The sequence below is a fragment of the Vibrio rotiferianus CAIM 577 = LMG 21460 genome (assembly GCF_002741985.1).
GTDB classification, from domain to species: Bacteria; Pseudomonadota; Gammaproteobacteria; order Enterobacterales; family Vibrionaceae; genus Vibrio; species Vibrio rotiferianus.
The window spans coordinates 100,023-121,204 of the sequence record NZ_APHW01000103.1 but is presented as its reverse complement, the minus strand read 5'-3'; the positions used below and the strand labels follow the sequence as shown (position 1 = coordinate 121,204).

Annotated in this window: 21 protein-coding genes and 1 pseudogene; 9 read left to right on the top strand and 13 right to left on the bottom strand. The window is 44.5% G+C overall.

The genetic code is table 11. From position 1 onward, the window contains the following. Nucleotides 1–6: 6 nt before the first annotated feature. Genes B853_RS19050 through flgB form a run of 4 tightly spaced genes read right to left on the bottom strand, consistent with a single transcriptional unit; the run spans nt 7 to nt 2,823 of the window. The gene (locus B853_RS19050) at nt 7–1,314 is read right to left on the bottom strand and encodes a flagellar hook-basal body complex protein (RefSeq protein WP_038883788.1); all 1,308 of its coding nucleotides are present in this window, start codon (nt 1,312–1,314) and stop codon (nt 7–9) included. A gap of 26 nt (nt 1,315–1,340) precedes the next feature. Next, the gene (flgD, locus tag B853_RS19045) at nt 1,341–2,024 is read right to left on the bottom strand and encodes a flagellar hook assembly protein FlgD (RefSeq protein ID WP_010450824.1); all 684 of its coding nucleotides are present in this window, start codon (nt 2,022–2,024) and stop codon (nt 1,341–1,343) included. Next, on the bottom strand, nt 2,024–2,458 hold the full coding sequence (flgC, locus tag B853_RS19040) for a flagellar basal body rod protein FlgC (protein WP_010450822.1): 435 nt from the start codon (nt 2,456–2,458) through the stop codon (nt 2,024–2,026). Before flgC ends, flgD begins: the two co-directional genes overlap by 1 nt. Before the next feature lie 2 nt (nt 2,459–2,460). Then, nucleotides 2,461–2,823 (bottom strand): flagellar basal body rod protein FlgB, encoded by a 363-nt coding sequence (gene flgB / locus B853_RS19035; protein ID WP_010450820.1) that lies wholly within the window; start codon nt 2,821–2,823, stop codon nt 2,461–2,463. 78 nt (nt 2,824–2,901) lie between these two features. Here flgB and flgA point away from each other — a divergent pair, with 78 nt between their 5' ends. From flgA to B853_RS19015, 4 genes are all read left to right on the top strand, one after another. Then, a complete protein-coding gene (gene flgA / locus B853_RS19030; RefSeq protein WP_038883790.1) occupies nt 2,902–3,699 on the top strand; it encodes a flagellar basal body P-ring formation chaperone FlgA in 798 nt (265 codons plus the stop codon). 163 nt (nt 3,700–3,862) lie between these two features. Beyond that, nucleotides 3,863–4,144, top strand: a complete 282-nt coding sequence (gene flgM / locus B853_RS19025) for a flagellar biosynthesis anti-sigma factor FlgM (RefSeq protein WP_010450816.1) — start codon at nt 3,863–3,865, stop codon at nt 4,142–4,144. Nucleotides 4,145–4,166: 22 nt separating this feature from the next. Beyond that, nucleotides 4,167–4,604 (top strand): flagellar export chaperone FlgN, encoded by a 438-nt coding sequence (gene flgN, locus B853_RS19020; RefSeq protein WP_038883792.1) that lies wholly within the window; start codon nt 4,167–4,169, stop codon nt 4,602–4,604. A gap of 76 nt (nt 4,605–4,680) precedes the next feature. Next, nucleotides 4,681–5,328 carry a lytic transglycosylase domain-containing protein gene (locus B853_RS19015; protein WP_227741893.1) on the top strand — a complete coding sequence of 216 codons (648 nt, stop codon included), beginning with the start codon at nt 4,681–4,683 and terminating at the stop codon, nt 5,326–5,328. Between the two features lie 352 nt (nt 5,329–5,680). Here B853_RS19015 and B853_RS19010 read toward each other — a convergent pair whose 3' ends face one another. Beyond that, nucleotides 5,681–6,199 (bottom strand): NUDIX hydrolase, encoded by a 519-nt coding sequence (locus B853_RS19010; RefSeq protein ID WP_010450809.1) that lies wholly within the window; start codon nt 6,197–6,199, stop codon nt 5,681–5,683. Between the two features lie 260 nt (nt 6,200–6,459). Here B853_RS19010 and B853_RS19005 point away from each other — a divergent pair, with 260 nt between their 5' ends. After that, the gene (locus tag B853_RS19005; RefSeq protein ID WP_038883794.1) at nt 6,460–6,720 is read left to right on the top strand and encodes a putative hemolysin; all 261 of its coding nucleotides are present in this window, start codon (nt 6,460–6,462) and stop codon (nt 6,718–6,720) included. A 259-nt stretch (nt 6,721–6,979) separates the two neighbouring features. Next, complete coding sequence (locus tag B853_RS19000) at nt 6,980–7,657, top strand: hypothetical protein (RefSeq protein ID WP_010450804.1); 678 nt, start codon at nt 6,980–6,982, stop codon at nt 7,655–7,657. A 15-nt stretch (nt 7,658–7,672) separates the two neighbouring features. On the opposite strand, the gene B853_RS18995 is transcribed toward B853_RS19000, so the two are convergent. After that, entirely contained in the window at nt 7,673–8,509 is an 837-nt protein-coding gene (locus tag B853_RS18995; protein ID WP_038883795.1) for a YdcF family protein, read from the bottom strand. Between the two features lie 144 nt (nt 8,510–8,653). Between B853_RS18995 and B853_RS18990 the strand changes: the two genes are divergently transcribed. Together B853_RS18990 and B853_RS18985 are read left to right on the top strand one after the other, a co-directional pair. Next, nucleotides 8,654–10,024, top strand: a complete 1,371-nt coding sequence (locus B853_RS18990; protein ID WP_038883796.1) for an L-serine ammonia-lyase — start codon at nt 8,654–8,656, stop codon at nt 10,022–10,024. 374 nt (nt 10,025–10,398) lie between these two features. Then, nucleotides 10,399–11,874: a peptide MFS transporter gene (locus B853_RS18985; protein WP_038883798.1), complete on the top strand. Its 1,476-nt coding sequence runs from the start codon at nt 10,399–10,401 to the stop codon at nt 11,872–11,874. Nucleotides 11,875–11,952: 78 nt separating this feature from the next. Here the strand turns inward: B853_RS18985 and B853_RS18980 are convergent, their stop codons facing one another. Together B853_RS18980 and B853_RS18975 are read right to left on the bottom strand one after the other, a co-directional pair. Continuing rightward, nucleotides 11,953–13,224, bottom strand: a complete 1,272-nt coding sequence (locus B853_RS18980; RefSeq protein WP_005443670.1) for an Nramp family divalent metal transporter — start codon at nt 13,222–13,224, stop codon at nt 11,953–11,955. 228 nt (nt 13,225–13,452) lie between these two features. Then, nucleotides 13,453–13,692 (bottom strand): VPA0252 family protein, encoded by a 240-nt coding sequence (locus tag B853_RS18975; protein WP_009705043.1) that lies wholly within the window; start codon nt 13,690–13,692, stop codon nt 13,453–13,455. 209 nt (nt 13,693–13,901) lie between these two features. Between B853_RS18975 and B853_RS18970 the strand changes: the two are divergent. Next, nucleotides 13,902–14,793 (top strand): annotated as a pseudogene (locus B853_RS18970) (LysR substrate-binding domain-containing protein). Here the strand turns inward: B853_RS18970 and B853_RS18965 are convergent. From B853_RS18965 to B853_RS18945, 5 genes are all read right to left on the bottom strand, one after another. Then, nucleotides 14,790–15,575, bottom strand: coding sequence for a phosphotransferase enzyme family protein (locus B853_RS18965; protein ID WP_038883801.1), 786 nt, complete (start codon nt 15,573–15,575; stop codon nt 14,790–14,792). The pseudogene B853_RS18970 and the gene B853_RS18965 overlap by 4 nt on opposite strands. 154 nt (nt 15,576–15,729) lie before the next feature. Then, nucleotides 15,730–16,611 (bottom strand): LysR substrate-binding domain-containing protein, encoded by an 882-nt coding sequence (locus tag B853_RS18960; protein ID WP_038883803.1) that lies wholly within the window; start codon nt 16,609–16,611, stop codon nt 15,730–15,732. A 120-nt stretch (nt 16,612–16,731) separates the two neighbouring features. Continuing rightward, complete coding sequence (locus B853_RS18955; RefSeq protein ID WP_010450786.1) at nt 16,732–17,709, bottom strand: outer membrane beta-barrel protein; 978 nt, start codon at nt 17,707–17,709, stop codon at nt 16,732–16,734. Nucleotides 17,710–18,325: 616 nt separating this feature from the next. Next, the gene (locus B853_RS18950; RefSeq protein WP_038883806.1) at nt 18,326–19,450 is read right to left on the bottom strand and encodes a M14 family metallopeptidase; all 1,125 of its coding nucleotides are present in this window, start codon (nt 19,448–19,450) and stop codon (nt 18,326–18,328) included. Between the two features lie 113 nt (nt 19,451–19,563). After that, nucleotides 19,564–20,964 (bottom strand): FAD-dependent oxidoreductase, encoded by a 1,401-nt coding sequence (locus tag B853_RS18945; protein WP_038883807.1) that lies wholly within the window; start codon nt 20,962–20,964, stop codon nt 19,564–19,566. Between the last annotated feature and the right edge of the window lie 218 nt (nt 20,965–21,182).

Genomic DNA, 21,182 nt, shown 5'->3' with positions numbered 1-21,182 from the left:
ACCTCGTTAAACAGCGTTAAATAGGGCTTGAGTCAGCTTGTCACTGGTCGAAATGGTCTTTGCATTTGCTTGATAGTTGCGTTGAGCCGTCATTAAGCTCACTAACTCGTTAGTCAAATCGACATTTGAACCCTCCAAGGCACCAGGAGTTAAACTACCAAGAACACCTGTACCAGGAACACCAATCGCAGGCGAGCCTGAGCCAAAGCTTTGAGTCCAAGCAGTGCCACTAACCTTGTTAAGATCTTGAGGGCTTGCAAAATCAGCCAGAACCACTTGGCCTTGTAGAAGAGACTGCCCATTCGTGTAAGTTGCGTAAACCTCACCATTATCTTCAACACGAACACCTGTTAATTCACCTGATGCATACCCATTAGGGTTGTTTGTACTTACGCCAAAAGCCGCACCAAACTGAGTTGTACCTGCTAGGTCAACATCGATGCTCATATTCTTTGCACCTGGAGCTTTGAATACAATATTGAAAGGAGCGGTAGGTGCTGCTAACTTACCTTCTTCGTCAAAGGTAACCTCTTGCTGAACAAAGTCTTTATCAATTAAAGTTCCAGTTCCATCATCAACTAACAGCTTGGTTGAGCCACCATCCACTTCAATATTCACTTGCCAAGTATTGTCAGCTGTCTTGGTAAAGTACTGAGTTACCGAGTGTGAGTTACCCAACGAGTCATGTACTTTTGTTGTATAAGACGAGTGAAAGCTCTTTGGATCTGTTGAATCAAACGCAACTGCCGTTGGGTCATAGTTTGTATTTACCGTTCCATCTGGATTTGTTTTATTTAGCTTAGGATCACCTTTAGGAACAAGGTTTATTGTTGTAGAGGTCGCGTCAAAGTTAGCAACAAAGTCCATTTTATCAGTCGCTTTTGCGCCCAAAGAAGCGTTAGAAATTTTGATGTCACCAACAGTACCTGACATAAGCTGGTTATTACTATCGACACTGTAACCTTGCAGCTTTGCACCGTTGTTAGCGACAACATAATTGTTTTTATCGGGAGCAAAAATACCGGCGCGAGTGTACAGCGTTTGCCCAGAAAGGTCTTTAGTCACAAAGAAACCATTACCATTTATAGCAAGATCCATTGCACGGCCTGTACTGGTCACTGTGCCGTTCTTATCAAAGTTCTGCGAAATTGATGCCACTTCAACGCCACTAGCTTGCATACCACTGTATACTGATGAGAACTCGGTTCGAGCCCCCTTAAAACCGAATGTCGATGCATTCGCAATGTTGTTACTGATCGTATTCAATTCCGAGTTAGTAGCATTTAAGCCACTTAGTGCAATATTAAAGCTCATAACTGACCTATATTTTCCTTATTGGGTTAAGCACCAAACTGAGAGATTTGATAAAACGGGACGCTACCGACACCGTCAACTTTAACTAGAGCTGCGCCACCAGTACTTGGGATGCGCACCTGTTCGACTTTTCCTGCTAGCAAAACATTTGGGCTAGCCTGACCTTCTTCTACTTCAACTGAGACCGAATATTTGCCTGGCTTTAAACCGAGCTTTTCTGGATCTATAGAAAAGTCCACGTCCCCAGCAGCATGTGCACCAAGTGGCACTTTTGTTTTTTGACCATACTCATCTTTAACGACAAGCGTGACTTGATTCGATGCATGACCTAACTCAATCCGTCCGCTTTGCACGCCATCATTAAGCTCAAACTCGTTTGAAGAGACATAAACTGTTTGGCCTACCAAACCAGCGGTAGATAGCACCTGCATGTTATCGAGCAATACCATGCTGTTTTGCATCAGGCCGGACATGTTCTCCATACTCTGAACTTGCGAGAATTGTGCTAGCTGGCCCACATATTCGGTTCCGTCCAATGGATTAAGAGGGTCTTGGTTTTGAATTTGCGCGACCATCAGAGTAATAAACTCATTCTCTAATGAAGCAGGATTGCTTGTGTCCCTAGGGTTGTTAGCAACAGCAGGAGTGTCATTTGAAGCCAATGACACGGGAGTGTCTGCGGATAGTGCAGTATATTGTGCAAGACTCATTAACTACCCTGCCCTAGCTTAAGCAAACCTTGTTGCATGCTTTTCACATTGGCAAGAACTTCAACGTTAGTTTCAAAACTACGCGTTGCAGACATCATATCTGCCATTTCTGCCACAACATCAATATCAGGGTAGTAGACGTAACCTTCGTCATTTGCTAGAGGGTTATGAGGTTCAAATCGCTTTTCTGCCTGGCCAGCACTTTGAACGACGTCAACAACACGCACTTCTGCATTCGGGTACGCACCGTTTTCTGTTGCCATTTGAGTTTTGTTGTAAACCGTGGCAAAAACAGGTTTTAGTGCTTTATAAGCATCATTTGGGTTAGCGGACACCGCATCCGCATTCGCCAAGTTACTCGCAACGGTGTTCAATCGCACGGTCTGTGCATTCATCGCCGAGCCAGTGATTGAGTAAATATCAGTAAATGACATATTTAACGTCCTTCAATTGCTTTCGCCAGTCCGTTAAATTTCATATTCAGAAACGTCAAACTGGTTTGAAAGTCCATATTGTTTTGGGTGAACTTTGCCTGCTCTACACCAAGTTCCACCGTATTCCCATCTTTACTATTTTGGTACGGCACCGTGTACTGTGTTTGAACCTGAAACTTTGGAATCGGCTTGTTTACACCCCCAGCGCTCATTTGGCTCATAACAGTGGTAAAACTTAAATCTTTTGCCAGGTATCCCGGGGTATCAACATTTGCTAGGTTACTGGCGAGTACTTTGGTACGCTGAACACGGAAGTTAAGTGCGTCTGGGTGAACGCCTAGAGCACTATCAAATGTGATCGCCATTCAAGTTTCCTTTAAGTCGTTGTAATTCTGACAAATAAGAAACAAAATACATGCCAACAAAATAAAGCTTATTAATCAATGCATTATACAGACGAACGGAAATCAAACTTCCGCATTACGGAAGAAAACAATAGGGCTAGGAAGCGAAAGACTAGGATGTTTCCGAATATATTGGCTCTGACAGTTTTGGGGCTTTCTTTCACCCCAAATATAGCCATAGGATCATCTAATGAAGGCATCGTTAGACAGCATGTTTCTGCTCAGTTTGAACAAGAAGTAACGCGATATGCCAATAATGCGGGATGGGGTAACTATCAGCTGAATTACGATTTATGGGTACCAAAATCAGTAAACCATTTACCTGAGTGTAGCCAACCACTCGTCATTTCAGCGCGAGATCACCAATCACAACCTGTTGGTAACCTAAAGCGCTCAGTTAGTTGTGATGACTTAACAAGTAGCTGGCGTATAAACGTAACTATAAAGTCGCGCGTGTCTTTAGATGTCGTTGTAGCGAACAACACCGTTGACCGTGGCTCCCTGATATCTGCTGCCGACCTAAAAATCGAACGTAGAACACTCTCAAAACAAGACAGCTTTTTTACCAAAATCTCAAAAGTCAGCGGCAACGAAGCAGCAAGACGAATTCGCAGTGGTCAGTTGCTAAGTCAGAGCAACGTTGAAACACCAGCATTGATTGAAAAAGGAAATGAGATTGTCTTGATAGCCACTAAAGATGGGTTTAAGGCAACAACAAAAGGCATCGCGCTAGAAACTGGCTACCGAGGAGAGCAAATCGAGGTTCAAAATAAAACTTCAGGTAAAGTCGTACACGCCATTGTTACTGGGCTAAACCAAGCACACACACAATTTTGATTTTGGACTCCAGTTATCAATTTTAAGCAAGATTGCTCGTAAATACATAAAATACGTTTCAAGATGCAAAGGTTTTGAGCACAAAAAATCATAAATTTGATTTAACCATCGTCAATCTATGGTCGCCTAAGTTCAATAGAAGACGATGATTGAGGATTACAAAATGAAAATCGATAAAGTTGCCGGCGGACATGTACCGCATACAAGCTTACAACAGACAACAAAAAAGCCTCTTGAAGCACCAGTAAGAGCTCAGGTTCAAGAGCACAGTTTCCAAGCCGACACCTCTGCTATCGATAAAGCTCAAAAAGAGATGGCCTCTCTTCCTAATGTTGATATGGAAAAGGTGGAACAGATTCGTAGCGCCTTAACCAAAGGCGAGTTGAGCCTAGATACCAAGGCTTTATCGAAAGCACTAATGCAGTTCCACACTGGTCACGAATAAACCGACTAATGAGGAAATTTGCATGGCATCACCGACGTCTCAGTTAATTCAAACATTTGTGAAAAGCATCGCAGTTGACATAAAACTCTACCAAGAGTTGTTAGTGCTTCTTCAACAGCAAGCATCAATCTATTTAACGTTTGACAGTGAAGCATTAAATAACAATATCGCGAAACAAATGCCAATCCTCAATCAGCTCGGTGCCAATGCTACAGAAAGAAGTCTGTGCATGAGAAAGCTGCACCTCCCAACGAATGAACAAAGTGTGCAACGTATATTTAATGCGCTTCCTGCAAAACTGAACGTCAAAGCCAGAGCTCAATGGAATACTCTTGAGGGTTTAATTAAGCAGTGCCAAACGTTTAATCAACGCAATGGACAAAACTCAGCGGCGTTTCATGAGCTAATGAATCAACTCAAACATCCTGTTCAACATACCTATGAAGAACACACCTTCTAACGTCAGTTTGATTCGCTCGCTCTCATTGCTACCATTCCTACACCGAAGGGCGGGCACTTTTCTATTCATAGCAAGTTTGCTTATCTCTCAAGTCGTCTACGGCCAACCTCGCGCTCAAGCGATCCAGCAGCAATTAGCCCTCCTTCAACCCTATCAAGAGCAAATAAACAATCGCCTTACACACTCTCAAATGCTTGTTGGGCACATTGCCGATCGTTTAACGAAGAAATCATTACCTAAATCTTTGATTCTCATTCCTATGCTTGAATCATCTTATAACACCCAAGCAGTATCTCACGCTGGTGCAACTGGTTTATGGCAGTTAATACCATCTACCGCTAAACGTTTTGGATTGAGAATAGACGCAACGAAAGACGAAAGATTTAACCCTCATGAAAGTACAGATGCAGCACTCGATTATTTAGCCTTTTTGTACAACAAGTTTGGTGAAGACCTTGCCCTTACCTTAGCGGCATATAACGCAGGGGAAGGGCGTGTTGACAGAGCAATACGGCAAGCTAAAACTAGTCAATATTCATCATTAACATTACCAACGGAAACCACTCAATATGTTGCGCGATTTTATGCATTGAACCAGATCGTCAATTTAGGAGAAGTGATCCCCCAACGACTGAAGTCGTTTGCTTTGTTCGGCTCCAACTTTACAGCCAATAATCAACCATTAGTCGACTTAAAACCTCTTCCGCCATTAATCAACCTATAGTGCTATATATTTTGTACGTGCGTATATTCCAACTCGTGATCTTGGTACAAACATGTTCAAAAAAGTTACGGTATCTTATCTCGAAAGTAAGAATTAGCAGTGGTTAGACTCAAAGTACACAGGTTCTAGCGGTTGGCTTTATGATATCTGTCACTATCGCGATGTAATTGGTGTGTAATCCATCAGGTTAGACCTAATAATTATTTACATAATGAATATAAAACAGCTATTGTTTTTAGAAGTAGATAACTCAAGATGACGCTTCGCTTGCGCGTCTGGAATGAGTCCGGGTTCCGGGGGGGGAGCTCGGACTTTTTTATTGGGCGGGGCTTATAGCGTTAGTTGGTGTAATTTACAGCAGCTCTTTTGCGATCAACTGAAGTAAATACGTTTCGCGCTCGATACTCATTCCCTTTTTAGGGCTTTCTGCCATCGTCTTTTCATTATGCGCAATCGCATCATGTACATTCATCCAAACTGGACGCATGCCGTTTTTCACTTCGTAATCTTCATAAGACGTTTCACCTAGCTCACGGTCAATCTTGCACGTGTAGCAGTATGACGTCATGTGCATCACATCCGCATCGTCTTTGAACCAAGGACGAAACTCTTCAAAGATACCAAATGGCTTAATATTGTGAATGTTCTTTGCACCAGTCTCTTCTTCGAGTTCTCGAACCAAACCTGCAATCACGTCTTCACCTTCATCAATACCACCACCCGGCAGAGTGTAGTCGTGGTAACGCTCAGTATAGAGGAGAAGAACATCTTCACCATCAAGCACAATGGCACGTGCTGCAGTACGCTGAAAGATGATTTTGTCATCCAAATGTTCGATGTCTGGGTGCGTAGTTGTTTTTAAGTGTCTCATCGCAGGATCCGCTGTGAATGTTTTGCGCGCATACTACCGAAATTCATAACTATTCCCAAGTTTCAATTTGAGCAAGACTACAACAATGCCACCCAAGATAACCTTGAGATACATGGGTATCCAGACGAACAGTGAGCAAATTCTAAAATTACACAGAATTCCCTTTCAAGCGTCGTGTTTTTAACAAACATAAGACAGTATTTTTCTTAAACTCTCCTATAATCAATACACTACTCGTAATTCCCACGCGGAGATCAAGAATGAAAAAGGCGGTTTTAGTAACGGCAGTGGCGGCAGCAATGGTGCTGACAGGTTGTTCTACTTATGAAGGTGCAACTCGCTCAAACGAATACACATCAGCAGCAAACCCAGCAGCAGTGTACTGCGTGCAGCAAGGTGGTGAACTAGATACAGTGACAGAAAACGGTGAACGCGTAACTTACTGTCTATTGTCTGAAAATGAGCGTGTTGAGCAGTGGGAATATTACCGTAAAAACCATAAAGAAAATGCTGAGTCGTAATGGTTAACATTTACGCAATCTAAGATTACACAATTCACAATAAAGGAGCTTCATGCTCCTTTTTATTTTCTCTAAATATTCAAGATTTCTGACACTTAGCCCTTTATTTATCAGCCTTACCGCATAGCGACACCATATCGAACAGCGTTTTATTTCTGACATTCCCCTGACATTACTTTCCACTTGGGCAATAAAATCTCTCGCGCAAATCACGAAATTTCACGTTTTTTCCACATTTTTATTGGAGCGGGTGGCCAGGATGAAAACAGATACTGTCAAACAAACTAAATCGGCACAATCCAACATTGTTAACGCACACTCAAAAATTACTGAAGAATCAAAACGCGTTATCTACAAATCGATGTTGAGTGCATTGACCATCATTGCGATTAGTATTCTAGTGAACCTGAGTATTCGCGTAGATTACGTTTTACTGGGCTCTGGGCTCGGTGAAGCTTCTATAACTCAAACGTTACAGCTAATTATGCTCGCTTGTGCTTCTTGGTCGTTTTACCATGTTTCCAAGCAAGACGCTCACTTATCACACGCCGCGATCCTTATCTCTGGCTTTTTCGCGGTATTGATGATTCGCGAAATGGATTACTGGTTCGACATGATTCACCACGGTTCTTGGGTCTTCCCTGCTCTTGCACTAACTGCACTGGCTTGTGCGAAAGCGTACCAAGGCGGTAAAGGCACCGTGAACGAAATGGCTACCATTCTACAATCACCTTACATGAAGCTGCTTATCGGTTCGGTGATCTTGTTGTTGGTGTTCTCCCGCCTATACGGCATGGGCAGCTTCTGGCAACACGTAATGGGCGAGCACTATGTACGCGATGTGAAAAACATCTCGGAAGAAGGCATGGAACTGTTGTGTTACAGCCTAATCGCGTTAAGTGCCGTACGCACCCGTCGCGAACTTAAGCGTCAGTAAGTTGATGTGGCTTAACTAGCCATTAGCTTCGGGGTCAAGTTGCAGATTCAACGCTGTTAATATCGGATGAAACACTGCCAACGCTTGCTCTGCGGCAACCACTGAATCATCAAAGGCCGTCATTTCGATGGCCTTTTTCATATCTGCAATTTGCCCTCGAACTTGAGGCTCTAAATCGAGTGCTTGAAGCTTTTCTATCGCACCAAGACCAATGGCCAAAGGCGTTGCTCGTACCTCAGCGAGATCACGTTCAAAGGCCCCACGCTTGACTCCCTCTAGATACACGCGATAAGTCGTAAGTTCATCAAACAACAAAAATGCTTCAGCTAAAACGCCTGTATTGGGGTAAGGCACACTCACATGATGCGAGAGATGGAGCGGAATATTGAGCTTTAGCCCCATGTCCGCACAGCGCGACTTCAATACGCGCAATAAGCCCTGTTCATCCATTAAGGTTTGAATCTCGATGATGCGCTCTAGGTGATAGTCATTGGAGAGTAATTTGACTTCAATGGTTTGCCCTGCCTCGCAAAGACCACTTCTCAATAATTCCGCAGCGGCATTTTGCATGTTCTGCACCGTATTGAGTGAACGATTCTCGATGATGACCTGCAGCTCTGGAAAGTCGATTTCCCTAGCCTTGGCTAACTCGCAAAAGTAGCGGTACATCGCATCCGCTTCTGCGACGGTTTGTCCTTGAGTCACACCGCCACAAAAAACCAAGGCAGTCGTCTCAAAACAAAATTCGTTTAAAACGTTTAACAGCGCTTCAACACGCGAACGACCCTCAGCGCTTAGCTTATCGTGCACCAAACGCTTACCTAGAATGATCACTACTTTGTTTAACTTCATTACCGAGATCTCAATTACTCATACATTAGCGAACAATTTGTATACAAAGTTTTGCTTTGCCAATACCCTTTCTGATATTAACATCTAATTAACAATATCATTCTAGAGACCTGGATAAAGGTCCGTAGAGAAAGGAAGTCAATTATGCTGTCGATTTTCGATATTTTTAAGGTCGGTGTTGGTCCATCCAGTTCCCACACCAATGGCCCAATGCTCGCAGGTTACCATTTCACTCAACTACTTAGCGACTCTATGGCGAAAGTACACAAGGTGCAAGTTGACCTTTACGGTTCTTTGTCGCTGACTGGCAAAGGCCACCACACCGACCGGGCAACAGTGCTTGGCTTGATGGGAAATAAACCCGATACCATTAAGATGACCAGCGCCAAGAGAGCACTACAACATACGATAGAACATGGCACGCTCTCTGTCGCGGGCGTACATGAAATCGTATTTAGCTATGATCACGATATTGTGTTCCACAGTGACAACCTTCCATTACATGAAAATGGTATGACCATTACGGCTTTTGATGCAGCTGGCAATCAAGTCGCGTTTGAGACTTATTACTCCATCGGCGGTGGCTTTATTGCAACCGCAGCCGAACTGGAAAACGGCAGTGACGAAGCGGAAGTGCAAGTGTCTTTCCCGTTCAAATCAGCCGATGAAATGCTAGAAAAAGCGGAGCAAAACGGATTCAGCCTAGGTGGAATGATTCTGCAAAACGAGCGTGCCTTCCGTGAACAGGAAGAGATCGATCAAAAAGCCGAACAGATCTGGAAAGTGATGTCGCTGTGCATGCAACGAGGCTTTGATACCGAAGGCATTCTCGAAGGCGGGTTGAACGTCACGCGCCGAGCGCCAAACCTACTCAAAAAGCTCGAAGCCAATGCAGCAGTAGAGAACGATCCAATGGAGATCATGGATTGGATTAACCTGTTTGCTTTCGCAGTAAGTGAAGAGAACGCCGCAGGTGGTCAGGTAGTGACGTCGCCAACCAACGGTGCTGCTGGTGTTATTCCTGCCGTGCTTATGTACTACCATCGCTTCATTAAGGAGCTCGATAACAAGCAATTGAAAGACTTCTTAGCCGTGGCGGGGGCGATTGGTATCTTGTACAAAACCAACGCTTCCATCTCAGGAGCAGAAGTCGGATGCCAAGGCGAAGTCGGCGTATCTTCTTCGATGGCAGCAGCAGGCTTAACCGCACTGCGCGGTGGCAGTAATGAACAAATCTGTATTGCCGCAGAGATCGCCATGGAGCACTCGTTAGGCATGACCTGCGACCCAATTGGCGGTTTGGTTCAAGTTCCGTGTATCGAACGAAATGCGATGGGCGCGATGAAGGCCATCAACGCATCACGCATGGCACTGAAACGCACCAGCAAATGTCTTATTTCATTAGATAAAGTTATCGAAACCATGTACCAGACTGGTAAAGACATGAATAAGAAATACCGTGAAACATCACTTGGTGGTCTCGCGGTGATTCATATGGCACCACCATGCGAATAGCATACTTTATATCAGCCATTACTAATTAATAATTCTCATTGTTGGCGGACAAAATTCCGCCAACGCCTTTATTCTTCCATAAAAATTCCGCTATCTCATACCCTACTTAACATCGCCTATTATTTCGGCTACTTTTCAAAATCTTAAAAACCAACAAAGAATATTAATCTTAGAAAATGTTATTTTTTGGTCATTTATTCACATAATTACCAGTTGATCTAGAACAACACATTAGTAAGGCAAACGTTTCGCATTAGAAAATTTAGTGCATTAAATTCGTTTTATGCGACAATTGTTTCAATATGTAACATACCGTTTAAGTAACATTTAACAGAAATAATAACTACCTTTCTCGCAATAGTGAGTATTTAATTATGTGGAATAAACTAAATAAATCTATGATGTTCTGCCAAATGATGTTTGGCTTATCATTTTATGGCGTGTTGGTCAGTCTAACGCGTTTTTTCTTAGAGGATCTGAATTACAACGAAGCTGATACCATGATGATCGTGGGTGCCTTTTCGGCAATTGGCCCCCTATTTGCGATTGCTGGCGGTTTCATCGCTGATAAATTTTTAGGTGCTTACCGCTCTCTATCGATTGCCTTCTTAGCATTCGCATCTGGTTACGCGCTGCTTGTTCTCGGTGCTTCGGCTACCAACGTACCACTCTCTATGTGTGGTATCGCACTAGCAAGCTACGGCCGTGGTTTGATGTCACCTTCCTACCCTAGCTTGTACAAGCGTACCTTCAAGTCTCAAGAAGACTTCGAGAAAGGCTACCCAATCAACTACTCAGTGAACAACATTGGTGCCTTCCTAGGCCAATACTTGTTCCCTATGATTGTGCTGATCATCGGCTTTAATGGTGGTTTCACTATTTCTGCAGTGATGGCTGGCGCCGCATTGGTGATGCTAATTGTGTTCCGCAAAGGCTTGGTTGGCGTGGCTTCTGATCTAGATCGTCAAAGCGTAAGCATGAAGAACTGGATTTTCTTCGCTATTATCTCAGCGGCGATGATTGCACTGGTATTCTTCATGTTCTCTAACATGGATATCGGTCAAAACATCGTTTACGCCATCGGCGGTGCAGCGATTCTTTACTTTGTTTCTTTGATGTTGAAAGCAAGCAAAGCGGAATCATTGAAGATGGGTACCATCCTGATCGTGACTTTCCTTACCACGTGTTTCTTCGTTTATTACGGCCAGATGATGACTTCAATGAACATGGTAGCGATCAACACTCTGAAAGGTTCTCTATTTGGCTTCATCCCACTAGAGCCTGAAGCAGCAATGGCAATGAACCCACTATGGTGTATGGTTGGTGGCCCTATCGTTGCAGGCTTCTTTGGCATGCTAGAAAAACGCGACATTCACCTATCAACCGCGACTAAGATTGCATTGGCATTCGTGCTAACCGCTATCGCATTCGGCATCCTAACGTTCGCAGTAACGACTGTTGGCGAAGGCGTTATCATCATGCCTGAAATCTTCCTAGCGATTCACTTCTTCCAAGCAATTGCGGAAGTTATCGTAGGTTCAATGGTTGTTGCGTTCATTCTATCTGTAGCACCTAAGCACATTGAAAACTTCTCAGTAAGCTTGTTCTCTGTAGCTATCGCGCTAAGTGGTATCGTTGGCGCCGCATTCTCTACGTCTATCGCACTAGAGAAAGGCCAAGAGATCACACAAGAGATCGTACAGCACGTTTACGGTGATTACTTCCAACTGCTGACTATCCTAGCGGTGGTAATGGTGGCTATCGCACTTGGTGCATCGTTCATCATTCGTAAGATGCTTGAAGCAGCAAAACAAAGTGAAGCTGAATTGGAAGTGGTTGAGCAAAACTAATTCTCTCTCAGCAGCAAATGAAAAACGGAAGCCAAGCGGCTTCCGTTTTTTTATCGACAAAGAAGAATAGAGAAATCATTAAGCGGTTAAAGTAACCATCAGATAACCGTTGAGTGCGAGTACTAAAGTAACGATAACCATACCTGCGTAAGAGACCCATTTGTTATTTTTGAACTCACCCATCAAACGTTCGCTGTTGGTAAAGATAAGCAATGGGATAATCGCCAACGCAATACCAAAGCTCAACACCACTTGGCTCATCACCAAGATATCGGTGGTGTTCATGCCTAAACCAATCACCACAAACGAAGGTGCCATAGTAATAAAGCGTCGTACCCACATTGGAATAGAGAAGCGTACAAAACCTTGCATCACCACCTGACCTGCCATTGTACCTACGACGGTAGAAGACAAGCCTGAAGCAATCAACGAGACACCAAACAACACAGATGCGGCTTTACCTACCAATGGCGTTAGCGTCATGTATGCCGTTTCAATTTCCGCCACATGTTGGTTGCCTGAGTAATGGAATACGGCTGCGGCCATCGCCACTATTGCGATATTCACAAAGCCTGCAATCACCATCGCAATCAACACATCAAAACGAGTGGTACGAAGGCGAGTTTTGGTGCTTTCGCCATAGCTGTTTTTGAACAAAGCAGAATGAAGATAAATCACGTGAGGCATTACAGTTGCGCCTAGAATACCCGCAGCAAGGTAGATTTGGTGCGAATCAGTAAAGGTTGGGGTTAGCAAACCTTTCACCATTTCACCGCCCGCAGGGTGCGCAAAAAACAGTTCAGCAATGTAGATAACCGCGACCAGCATCAAAAGTGAACCAATCACGACTTCTAGCGGTTTTTGACCTTTCTGGTTAAGCATCAAAATCATCACGGTTGCTACCGCAGTGATCATCGCACCTTCCATTAAGCTAATACCAAACACCAACTGAAAGCCGACTGCGGCACCGATAAACTCGGCAAGGTCTGTCGCTATCGCGATGATTTCAGCTTGGATCCAGTAGAAGCCCACCGCCCATTTGTTTGGTAAGTGGTCACGTAGATGCTCTGCTAGGTTTTTGCCTGTGACGATACCTAGCTTGGCGGATAAATACTGAATCAACATCGCCATTAGGTTCGCCCATAGCACTACCCAAAGTAGCTGGTAACCAAATGAAGATCCGGATTCAATATTCGTCGCAAAGTTGCCTGGGTCGATGTAACCAATCGCCGCAATGAACGCCGGGCCTAACATCAACATTTTGCGTTTGATTTTATTGAATGCCGAAACTTTTGATGTTGTGGCGGCATCTAAATGTATGGATGCATTATTTATCGATACATTACTCATGGCGATATTCCTCTCTAGTCGATGAGAAGAATCATACGCCCACCCAAATGAGAATCAATATCATTTAGATGCACAAAAACGGTAATTAAGATTTCAACAATTAATTTTTAATTATCGATAAATAAAAGCTATCAAAACCATTCTATTGAATTTGGCTTGCCATCGACCAAAAACAACAATGCCGCGTTGGACGCGGCATTGAAAGCGGGGGGGGATGGTTTTGATTACTTAGTCGCGACGGCCGCGCAATTGAATCGGTTGGTTAGAAGCGTCTGTTTGAATCATCACGCCACCGTAAGTAGCGTCATTACGACCTTTAAGAGTCAGGTTAGAATCCGCGCGCTCCACATTAACTTGGTTTGTTTGGCTAGTAGCCATATCAATAGTACCCGTGTATGAGCCATCGCCAGCGAATGCTACATTCATTGAACAAGCCATTAAGCCTACTAGTGCGATTAGTTTTTTCATACGTCACCTCGATTATTTGTGGTACATCGTTTCGATGAAGAAACTGTAGCAACAGTTCCAAAGTAGCACGAGGAAAACCCGAATTTACCAAATGGAAATACTCGGTCAAAAAATGCTTTTCTGCCATAAACTTAGAATTGACCATCCCCTGTCTTTTTTTATAAGAGGCGGAGTTATGATGCCGTGGCAAGGTTGGCTGGAGTAAAAGAATGACAATGAATCTAGATATGCAAAACGTCTTGGTATTAAAGCGCATGTATGAGCTACGTAATGTTCGTTTAGTGGCAGAATCGATGGGGAAAACCTCAGGTGCCATCAGTAAGAACTTAACCAAGATGAAAGCGCAACTGGACGATCCTTTGTTCATTCAAACCAAAAATGGCTTTGAGCCGACCTCGTTTGTTGAAGCCAACATGCCTCACTTTGAACAGATCCTGGCCAGCGCAGACGCCATTAAGCCACAGCAGTTCTCACCAGATTCATTTGCGGGAGAAGTTGCCATCTATGCCAATACACTGTTTTGGGATCGTTTTGGTGACAAGCTTTATCTCGAACTACTTAAGCAAGCACCGCACGCCAGCTATGCCTTTTTAAGGTGGGGGGGCGGATGCGCGCAATCGCATCATTGAAGGTGAGAATGCCATTGCTATTCACTACTTTGATGAGGATCTGCCTCAATCCATCGCTCAAAAAGAACTTGGTCGAGGGAAAGCAGTCTTCTTTGTGAAAGAAGATCACCCAGCACAAGATTTTCAATCTTTGAGTGATTACACGTTTGTTCTGTTCAAAACACCGGGCTGGAACGATCACAAATACCCGCTTTTGGATCGATTGAGAAACATCGGTTTTCACGTTGAGCCCAAAGTTGAGATTGAGCACCCCGCGATGATTCACAGCATTATCATGAACACCGACCATTTCGGTATTACCATGAGTGGTAACGTTCCGGAATCATGTCGCAGTATCGGGCTACCAAACGGGCTGGAACTTGGCGTGAGCTTTGTGATGAGCTGCCGACGTTCTCAGCAGCATGACCCACAAAACCAATGGTTGTTTGACGTGATTCAATCCATCATTAAGCAGCATTCAAAGCCAGATTAAAATTTGATTTCGCCGAGTACCCCGAGCGTAATGGCTTGGTGATGCTTATTAATGTATTCAATATCTTGCAAGTAAGCGTTGTGGTGACAGTCTTCCATATTGGCTTGGAACTGAGCATCGCCCTTCGCAGCCATTGACCGCATGTGGTCTACCAACGCCGTCAAACGTAACGTCATTACCTCGACCAACTCTTCACGCTCTAATCGAGTACAGCCATAAGCATCACAGAAGATCTTGGCTCTGCGAATTTGCTCCTCAAGCGTACCCATTTTGTCATTTTCATCGGTCTTAAATGGTGCCCAGCCATAAACAGACATCGCAATATCCCAGATGCGAGGAGCTGGATGAGCCGTATCAAAATCGAATACTCCCACCACAACATCGCCCTCTAACGCGACGTTATAAGGCATAAAATCACCATGGCAAATCACCTCTTTTGGAGAGCGTGAAGGCAGCATCCAGTGATGGACATCTTGTGTATTAAGCTTAAGGAAACTTTCAGAGGCATCATGAAAACGACGCAGTAGTTTAGCTGCGGATTTCAGCGCCATTAACGAGCTAATTGGCTCTTCTAACGGGTAATTGTAAGTCTCGCCTTCAACGAAAGTCAGCAGCTCTTTTCCTCCCTCGATGGAGACTGCTTTTGGGCAAGCAGCAAAGCCGTGGCTGTGGAGATGTTGAAGTAATTGATGAACCGTCATCGTCCAATGACTGGCTGGTCGGCTAACGAGCTCTCCCTTACGATAAATGGCATTCTCTCTGCCACCTTCTAACGCTTCCATTACAGCTCCTTGATGCTCAGAGCGTGCGCTCTGTGAGTGATGACGACATGAAACGTACTCCCATCATATTAGCACTCAAATTTTAATATAAGAGTTTGAAAATGTTTCAGATTGTTAGATTGTCAGCAATCATTGCTTGTATTGTGATTGAGCCCTAAGATTGTGCGTGTAGACTTTGCCTTAACCATTCAATAAATGCTTTCACATGCGGTCTTTCTTCACGGCGAACAATCATGTGATGTGCACCTCGGCTTGGCATCGACCAATCTCCGATTTGCACCAACGAGCCTTGCTGAAGATGGTCCTCGACCAATAAATCTCTTACAAGCAAAACGCCCAGTTGATTCACCGCAGCTTCAATCGCTAACAGAGAGTGCTCAAACTCTCCTGTGAGCTTCACCCCTTTACATTCAACACCTTGATGCGCTAACCAACACTGCCATGTTTCTTGGTAGCCTCCCGCAGCCAACTTAGGCAAACGAGCAAGATCAGATAAGTGAGAAATGGGATTAAGATGTAAAAAGCCAGGGCTTGCCACCACAATCCAATTTTCTTGTGTCAGTTGAATGGCTTGCTGTGACTGCCAATCGCCATAACCATTGATGATCTCTATATCAGCGATATCACTGTAGCTCGGCATTGCGTTCGCCGTGGTAGAGACTTTAAAACTCACTTTAGGGTGTTGACGATGGAAATCAGCCAGTCGTGGCATTAGCCATTGAGAGCAAAAGCTGTGTGCCACGTGTAACGTCAACTGCGCCTGCTTTTGTCGAGAGAAAAGATGTTGGGTTGCAGCAGAAAGACTCTGAAAGACGTGACTTACCACAGGTAAATAATCGTGAGCAGCTTGAGTGAGATTGAGCTGAGCACCATTGCGTTCAAACAAGGTGGCGTCTAAGTACACTTCGAGGGATTTAACTTGCTGGCTGACCGCCGCGCGGGTGACATTGAGCTCTTCTGCCGCCCTGGTAAAGCTTTGCAATCGAGCGGTTGCTTCAAACGCTTTGAGAGATTTGAGTGGCGGTAGGTTTTGCATATCAGGCTCCAGATGAACAAGTAAGAAAATACTATGACGGAGCTGTGACAGATAAATGAAGGGGAAACAAAAAAGCCAGCGTCAGACGCTGGCTTTTAAAGTTACTGATTCAATAATGAATTATTGAGCAGCTTCTTCAGTTTGGTATTGGAACGCAGGAACAACAACTTCTACACGACGGTTCTCTTCACGACCTTCGCGAGTTTCGTTGCTAGCTACTGGGTTAGCTTCGCCCATACCTTTAACAGTCATACGGTCTGCAGCGATACCTTCAGCTTGGAAGTGATCAGCAACTGCTTGTGCACGCTTCTCAGTTAGCTGTTGGTTGTAAGCTTCAGAACCCGTTGTATCACTGTAGCCAGAGATTTCAACTTGAGCTTGTGGGTAAGTGTTCATTAGCTCTACAGTACCGTTGAACGCAGAAGCGTCTTGTAGTTCAGCGCTTTCTAGGCCGAATTGTACTGTTGCTGTTTGAGCTGGGTATTCGTTCTCAACGATGCGAGTCGCTGGACGAGTTTCAACTACTTCTTTAGCAACTTCTTCTTGAGCAACTGGCTCAGAACCAAACTTGTAGTTGAAGCCAATACCGAAGAAGTCTGCATCCATATCGTTGATAATGTCATCAGACATATCTTGGTAACGTTGGTACTCAGCGCGCAGGCTCCAGTTGTAGTTGATTTGGTATTCAGCACCTAGAGAGCCAGTTGGTACGAAATCTTTCTCGTCGCCAGCCATCATGTATGCTGCACCTACTTTAGCAAATAGGTTCCAAGAATCAGTTAGAGGAAGGTTGAACTTAGGAGCTAGAGTTAGCGCCCATAGGTCACCGTCAACTGTGTTTTTGCCAGCTTTGTTGAAGTTAGCTGTGAAGTTACCTAGGTAATCAACACCGTATTCAGCTGCAACGTATTCGTTGAAGTTGTAACCAATGTGCATACCAGCAGCGAAGCTGTCGTCATCGCATGGAGCGTCTAGGTGACATGCGTCGTTTAGAGCGTTGTAACCAAGTTTACCGCCGATGTATGTATCAGCAAGAGCAACATTTGACATTGCGCCACCAGCAAGAACGGTAGCCACTGCAAGAGCAATCTTTTTCATTATTTTTTCCTTTATGCGAAGGTGACCCGATTACTTTCCGCAGCATACGCTGCCATCAAGAAATTCAGAACCTGCACTGTTTTTAGTAATTAAAACTACGCCAACAACCTCTATTAACGCATCATCGCACGACGCTCTAACTGGTATATTTCCATTAGGAGCGCTGGTTGGAATTTTGATACACCTATCTGCCACGTCTTATCTCAAGCGTTTAAACCTGAACGATTGGGGTGATAGATAACGATGAGCAAACCTCTGTAGGTACAAGATACCGCGAGAAAATCATCCGGATTCTATCTTGTATTGACATAGCAAACTTAAAACTAATTTAACTGGCTGTGCCTACTTTCAACCTTATACCAAGGCTGTTATCCCTATGAGAAGTTATAATTTTTGTGACGAGAATCTCGTAATGGACTTTAACAGAATAAGCATCGCTAAATTAAATTAGATTTTTTATCGACACGATAAATCCTACTTATCAAAACTCACATAACCATCAGAAATTGCAGCTTTTTTGTTTAAAGCGCTTAGAAAGTAGTTCGTCAATAGAGAACGTGGAAAGAATAGTGACAGAAAAGACAGCCCGTAAAGTACGGGCTGTGAACGAATTGCGTTAAATTTTGTCAGAGACCGCCAATGTTGCAACCAAAACATCCTGTCCAAACAAGACACTACGCTCAGGAGACCAACCGTATAGAGGGTCTGGATGGTTGTTATTGTCTTTGAATGGCATCTCAATCGTGTAAGACAAACACTTAAATTGCTCTGCCACCCAGTTAGAGCCAACGGTTAGGTTCGCTTTACCCGGTTCATCTTTGTCGTAACCGATCTCGTTTTGGAACTCTGGTGTAATCGTCAGAAGTGCTTGTTTGAACGCGTTTTCCAACTCAGCCATGCCTTCGTTATAAGAAGGAATACCTTCAGAGCCCGCCACAAAGTTGTAAGGGATAGCTTCATCACCATGAATATCTAGGAACATATCCACGCCAGTTTCTAGCATGCGCTCACGAACCAAGAAGACTTCAGGACTCTTTTCCATTGATGGCGTTTGCCATTCACGGTTTAGGTTTATGCCAACCGCGTTAGTACGTAGGTGACCACGCACACCGCCGTCTGGGTTCATGTTTGGTACTACGTAAAGTACTGCTTTTTCAAGCAATGCACGCGCAACCGTATCGTTCTCATCAAGCAGACGTTGGATCATACCTTCCATGAACCATTCCGCCATCGTCTCACCTGGGTGCTGACGTGCAATCATCCAGATTTTCTTTTTGCCTTCTTCTGGCTCACCGAAAGTAAGCAAACTCATGTCATTGCCATCTAGCGTATGACCAAGCGTCTCTAGTTGGCAGTGGTGCGCGCTTTGTGCCATGTGTAACAGGTCTAGATGACGGTCGTACGTGTAAGGTGCAAAGTACGCGAAGTAAATTGAGCTGCGCTCAGGGATAACAGTGAAAGTCAGCGTGTCGCCATCGAACTCTGCAGGTACTCGGAACCACTCTTCACGATCGTAAGACGCAACCACGTCGTAACCTTGCCAACCTTCTGGGTAAGCCGATTTCGCAAGTTCAAGAAGTTTGATGGTGTGTGATTGCTCGGCTTCTGTCTCTAGACGGAAGTGGAACCACTGGCAGAATTCCGACATGTTGTCGTTAGGAATTTTGAGTTGGATGTCGTTTTTGTCGTCCGCTTTCACTACGTGAATGCTGCCGCTGTCAAAGTTGCTGAATACTTTCATTTTATTACTCACCTTTTGCATCTGAGCTTGAAAGACTGAGGCTAACACAAAGGGAAGAGGTGCCTCTAACACTTTCACTTCTTCCCCATCCGTTTGCGATCAAAATATTCAGTTTAGTCGAGCTTATCCGCTTTGCCTGCTGGTCCCGCGAGTTTTGCTAGCCACTTATCCCAGATGAATGGCGTCTGCTCGTTATCTTCTGCTTCCTCTTTTCGACGTACCGCGTTGCGTACCATAATCGCTCCCGTCCATCTAAATGGCTCTGGCGGGAAATGCCCCAACGGCCCTTTGGCTAAACCGCTTTTCGTCCATTCATTCTCGATTCCCAATACCAATGAAGATAAGATCTTTCCGCCCATTCGAGTCTGCGCTACCCCATTACCCGAATAACCAAAGCCATAAAAGATATTGCTTTGGTTATCTAACTCACCGAAGAATGGAAAACCAGTTGCGGAGCGATCTGAACCGCCCGTCCATGAATAAGCGAACTCAGCCCCTTTCAAACGCGGGAACAACTTATCGAACGATTTACGCAGTAGCTCTTGATAGCGTGTCGGCTTGTTGAACATTGCATTGACTTGGTTGTTGAAAGAGAACTGATTGCCGCCTTTCCCCAACATCAAACGGCCATCTGGCGTATCTCGGTAATAGTGGACGAAGATACGTGAATCCAACACGCTAGAACCGGCCTGCCAACCAGATTGAGATAGCGCGTCACCAAGCGGTTTGGTGATCACCATGTCGGAAGAGACCACCACAATACTGCTTTTGAATTGCTTAAACTGCTCCACCATCCATGCGTTCAAGGCCAGTACCACCTGTTGCGCTTGAACATTTCCTTTAGGTGTACAAACAGTGGCAGGTTTTCCATAATCTAAACGCGTCATCGGTGTGTTCTCATAGATCTCAACACCCAACTCTATTGCGACGCGTCTTAACCCTCTCGCCAATAAAGCAGGTTGAACGCTGGCTGCAACTGGAGAGTGAAAGCCTTCTATATTGCGCGGCGAGCCTGCATTGGCACGCAACTCCTCAGTTTGGCAATGACGCCAACTGTTCACTTCCAAACGCTTTAACTCGTCCACAACTGGCTGCATTCCCCCAGTTTGAGCGTGGTTGGTTGCAGTGTAATAAACCCCTTTCAATGATAATTGCGCATCGATGTTGTGCTGCTGACAAAAGTCGTCAATCTCTAGCACTGCTTGTTCCGACTCTTTTACCAACCAAGCGGCGTGCTCTTCGCCGAATAAGCGTTTCAAGGTCGGAAACTTTGTCGACCAAGTCAACATACAACCGCCGTTTGCGCCCGATGCACCGCTGCCGCACAAACCTTTTTCAATCACAACTACCTGTTTTTCCGGTGATTGCTGCTTAATCATGATCGCAGTCCAAAGACCTGTGTAGCCACCGCCGACAATAGCGACATCTGCTTGGATATTTTGTTGAAGTGGTTTAGCGGTTTCTGGCTGCTCAATTTCAAGCGCTTGCTTAAACCAATATGAAGGGTGAGTCATTCGATATCCTTTGTAAAAGTGACGCACACAACCGTGCTTTGTCACCACTTTACAAACCTACCGAATATTCAACGAGCTAGAAAAACTTACGCTGAGCGTTAGAAAATATTTATGAGATATTATATTTAAGAAACACATTCATCAGAAATATATATTTAATAATAAAAAAGGGGAGCAAATGCTCCCCAAAAATAATAGAACGAATATACAACAAGGAT